The sequence below is a fragment of the Oerskovia rustica genome, assembly GCF_014836555.1.
Classification (GTDB): Bacteria; Actinomycetota; Actinomycetes; order Actinomycetales; family Cellulomonadaceae; genus Oerskovia; species Oerskovia rustica.
Genome location: NZ_JACSQQ010000021.1, coordinates 29,669 through 33,535 on the forward strand (window position 1 = coordinate 29,669; position 3,867 = coordinate 33,535).

The following is a 3,867-nucleotide window of genomic DNA, read 5'->3' on the forward strand; positions in this document are numbered from 1 at the left end:
GGGGGGGGGGCGCGGGGGGGCGTTCGCGTCAGAGCGACGGGACGATCAGCGACCCTGGTTCGCGACCGCGGCGATCGCGTCCGCCGCAGCAGCCGGGTCGAGGTACTTGCCACCCTTGACCACGGGGACGAGGTTCTCGTCCAGCTCGTAGACGAGCGGGATGCCCGTGGGCACGTTGAGGCCCGCGATGTCCTCGTCCGAGATGCCGTCGAGGTGCTTGATGATCGCGCGCAGCGAGTTGCCGTGCGCCGCGACGAGGACCGTCTTGCCGGCCTTGAGGTCGGGGACGACCTCACCCTCCCAGTAGGGCAGGGCGCGCTCGAGCACGTCCTTGAGGCACTCGGTCTGCACGACCGGGGCGTCCGCGTAGCGCGGGTCCGTGTCCTGCGAGAACTCCGAGCCCAGCTCGATCGCGGGCGGCGGCACGTCGTACGAACGACGCCACAGCATGAACTGCTCCTCGCCGAACTCGGCGAGCGTCTGCTTCTTGTCCTTGCCCTGGAGCGCACCGTAGTGGCGCTCGTTGAGGCGCCACGAGCGCTTCACGGGGATCCAGTGACGGTCCGCGGAGTCCAGGGCGAGGTTCGCCGTGGTGATCGCGCGACGCAGCAGCGACGTGTGCACGACGTCCGGGAGCACTCCCGCGTCCGTCAGCAGGCTCCCGCCGCGCTTCGCCTCCTCGACGCCCTTCTCCGAGAGTGCGACGTCCACCCAGCCGGTGAACAGGTTCTTGGCATTCCATTCGCTCTCGCCGTGGCGGAGCAGCACGAGGGTGTAGGTCATGGTGACCATCCTGCCGCACGAGGGAGCCCGCGACCGCGCTGTCCCGGGAAATGGTCACCGAACATCTACGGAACGGGAATCCCTCACCGACGGGCGACACGGGAATGGTGACGCGCGCCACGCGTTGCACCAGGTATGCCGATCACCGGAGAGTACTCACCCAGCACGAGCGACTGGGCACGCAAGCAGGCCGACCTCTACGAGAGCTCGGGCGGGACCAAGGGCACCACGCTGCGCGGCATGCCCGTCGTGGTCCTGTGGACCGTGGGCGCGAAGAGCGGCAAGATCCGCAAGACGCCGCTCATGCGCGTCGAGCACGACGGCGACTACGCGGTCGTCGCCTCGCTCGGAGGGGCCCCGCAGCACCCCGTCTGGTACCACAACGTCGTCGCGAACCCCCACGTCGAGCTCCAGGACGGGCCCGAGCGCCACGACTACACGGCCCGCGAGGTCACGGGCGAGGAGAAGGCCCTGTGGTGGGAGCGTGCCGTCGCGGCCTACCCCGACTACGCGAGCTACCAGGAGCGCACCGACCGGGAGATCCCGGTGTTCGTGCTCGAGCGGCGCGACTGACGTCGACCGACCCGGGCCGGTCTGCGACGCCCGCCCGGGCTCAGCGCGGCCTGCGCGCCCGGGCCTCGGCCGCCTGCTCGTACACGGCGAGCATCGCCTCGGCCGTCGCGTCCCAGCCGTAGCGCTCGCTCACGCGCCGGGCGCCCGCCGCGAGCTCCGCTCGGCGCGCGTCGTCGGCGAGAAGGTCGCTCAGCGTCCGCGACCAGGTCCACGGGTTGTGGTCGGGGACCAGGATCCCGGAGACCCCGTCCTCGACGACCGTCCGCAGGCCACCCACGGCCGCCGCGACCACGGGCGTGCCGGACGCCTGCGCCTCGGCCGCGACCAGCCCGAACGACTCGTTGTGCGACGGCACGGCGACGACGTCGGCGGCCCGGTAGTAGCGCACGAGCTCGTCGCGCGGCACCGGGGGCCGCACGATCACCTGGTCGGAGACCCCCATCTGGTAGGCCAGCGCCTCGAGCTCGCGCACGGCCGTCATGCGCCCGCTCGGTCCCCCGAGGACCACGAGCGTCGGCAGCGGCTCGTCGTGGTCCGCGAGGACGCCGAGCGCCCGGACCAGGACGTCAGGAGCCTTGAGCGGCTGGACCCGCCCCGCGAACAGCACGAGCCTGCCCGTCGTCGGCAGCCCGAGCGCAGCCCGCAGCGACTCCTTGCTCTCCCCCGGCGCGGGCGGCGAGAACAGCTCGAGGTCGACGCCCGGAGGCACGACGTGCACCTTCGCGGGGTCCGCCCCGTACTCCTCGACGAGATCCTTGAACTCCTCGGGCGTGCTCGCCACGAGCGCGTCGGCCTCCGCGACGACCTGCTCCTCGCCGATGATCCGGCCGAGCGGCTCCGGGGCGTCCCCCGGTGCGAGCGCAGCGTTCTTCACGCGGGCCATGGTGTGCATCGAGTTCACGAGCGGCACGTCCCACCGGTCGGCCGCGAGCCAGCCCGCCTGCCCCGACAGCCAGTAGTGCGTGTGCACCACGTCGTACCAGCCCGCGTCCCGCCGCGCCTCGGCCCGCAGGACCCCGGCCGTGAAGGCGCAGAGCTGGCCGGGCAGGTCGTTCTTGTCGAGGCCCTCGAACGGACCGGCCACGACGTGGCGCACCAGGACGCCGTCCTCGGCCTCGACCACGGGAGGCTGGGCCGACGACGTCGCGCGCGTGAAGATCTCGACCTTCGCCCCGCGCCGCGCCAGCGCCCGCGACAGCTCCGTGATGTACACGTTCATGCCACCCGCGTCACCCGTGCCGGGCTGGTCGAGCGGGGAGGTGTGCACCGAGAGCATCGCGATGCGCGGCGAGTCCTTCACGGCGCTCAGGCCTCCACGACGCAGGCCGGGACCGGGATCACGAGCTCGTCGACGAGCGTGCCCGCACCGTCCGCCCGGTCGATCCGCAGGACCGTGAGGTTCGACGAGTTCTGGTTCGCCACGACCACCAGGTCGGCCTCGGGGGTGCCGTCGCCCGCAGGAGCCAGCACCGCGAAGTGCCGCGGCCACGCCCCGCCGAGCGGGGTGTCGGCGAGGTGCTCGAGGACGGGAGCGGCGCCGTCGGGCCCCGTGACCGTGCGGGTGACCGCGAACGTCGACAGGACGTCCGCACCACGGATCGCGACGAACAGGCGCGAGCCGTCCGCGCTCAGAGCGACGTGCGACGGGTAGTTGCGGCCCCCCTGCGGAAGCGGGGCCGCCGTGGCCTCGACGGAGGCGGCGACCTCGAACCTACCGTCCCCCGCCGGGACCAGGACGTACACGCGCGCGTCGAGCTCGGTCGCGACGAGGAGTGCCGCGGGTGTGCCGTGCGCGCCGTCGAGGACCGCGAGGTGCCGCGGTCCGGCCCCACCCGGGAAGGTTGCCGCGACGCGGGCCGGGCCGCCGCCGTCGGGCCCCTCGGCGAGGGAGCGAACCTCCGCGAGAGACCGCGGGTACGCGCGCAGCTCGTCCGTGCCCAGGTCCACCACGACAGGCTCCCCCGCGACCTCCGCCACGAAGTGGGCGTGCGGCCCCTCCTGACGCTCCGTGTCCGGCCCGGTGCCCCGGTGCCCCAGGAGCAGCGGGGCCGTCGGGGCACCCGAGGCGTCGAGCGGGAGGACCGCGAACGTGCCGTCGCCGTAGTTGGCGACCCGCACGGCGTCGTCCGTCGCGACCAGGTGGCACGGGTACGTGCCCCCGCTCGGGACCGTGCCCAGCGGCGCGAGCCCCCCGCCCGGTGTGACCTCGAAGCCGCTGACCGCGCCCTCCTCGGTCTCGGACACCGCGTACAGGCGCGCGCCGTCCGGGGCAAGCGCGACGAACGACGGCGACGGCGTCACGGCCGCGAGCACCGGGTCACCCAGCTCACCCGTCGAGGCGTCGACCGACAGCCGCCAGATCCCCTCACCGCTCCCGGGCTCCGCGCCGTCGGGGTACGTGCCGAGCCAGAGGGTCCGCGAGTCCGCGCCGGAGGCCACGGACGACGTCGAGGTGGAGGTCATGACCAGAGCCTAGTAGCACCCGGACACGCGCCAGGGGCGGGGGGGGGG

At 73.5% G+C, this 3,867-nt stretch carries 4 protein-coding genes; 1 reads left to right on the forward strand and 3 read right to left on the reverse strand.

Annotated elements, in window-relative coordinates; genetic code table 11:
• Nucleotides 1-45: 45 nt before the first annotated feature.
• A complete protein-coding gene (locus tag H9652_RS12955) occupies nt 46-783 on the reverse strand; it encodes a phosphoglyceromutase (RefSeq protein WP_030144068.1) in 738 nt (245 codons plus the stop codon).
• Nucleotides 784-918: 135 nt separating this feature from the next.
• Here H9652_RS12955 and H9652_RS12960 point away from each other — a divergent pair, with 135 nt between their 5' ends.
• Nucleotides 919-1,356, forward strand: a complete 438-nt coding sequence (locus tag H9652_RS12960; protein ID WP_191796618.1) for a nitroreductase family deazaflavin-dependent oxidoreductase — start codon at nt 919-921, stop codon at nt 1,354-1,356.
• A gap of 40 nt (nt 1,357-1,396) precedes the next feature.
• Here H9652_RS12960 and mshA read toward each other — a convergent pair whose 3' ends face one another.
• Nucleotides 1,397-2,632: a D-inositol-3-phosphate glycosyltransferase gene (mshA, locus tag H9652_RS12965; protein WP_191796651.1), complete on the reverse strand. Its 1,236-nt coding sequence runs from the start codon at nt 2,630-2,632 to the stop codon at nt 1,397-1,399.
• A gap of 29 nt (nt 2,633-2,661) precedes the next feature.
• Nucleotides 2,662-3,819, reverse strand: coding sequence for a lactonase family protein (locus H9652_RS12970; RefSeq protein ID WP_191796619.1), 1,158 nt, complete (start codon nt 3,817-3,819; stop codon nt 2,662-2,664).
• Between the last annotated feature and the right edge of the window lie 48 nt (nt 3,820-3,867).

What these genes read in the sequence shown, in the direction of transcription:
- H9652_RS12955 (WP_030144068.1), bottom strand. Translation starts at nt 783, where the DNA reads ATGACCTACACCCTCGTGCTGCTCCGCCACGGCGAGAGCGAATGGAAT.
- H9652_RS12960 (WP_191796618.1), top strand. Translation starts at nt 919, where the DNA reads ATGCCGATCACCGGAGAGTACTCACCCAGCACGAGCGACTGGGCACGC.
- mshA (WP_191796651.1), bottom strand. Translation starts at nt 2,632, where the DNA reads ATGCTCTCGGTGCACACCTCCCCGCTCGACCAGCCCGGCACGGGTGAC.
- H9652_RS12970 (WP_191796619.1), bottom strand. Translation starts at nt 3,819, where the DNA reads ATGACCTCCACCTCGACGTCGTCCGTGGCCTCCGGCGCGGACTCGCGG.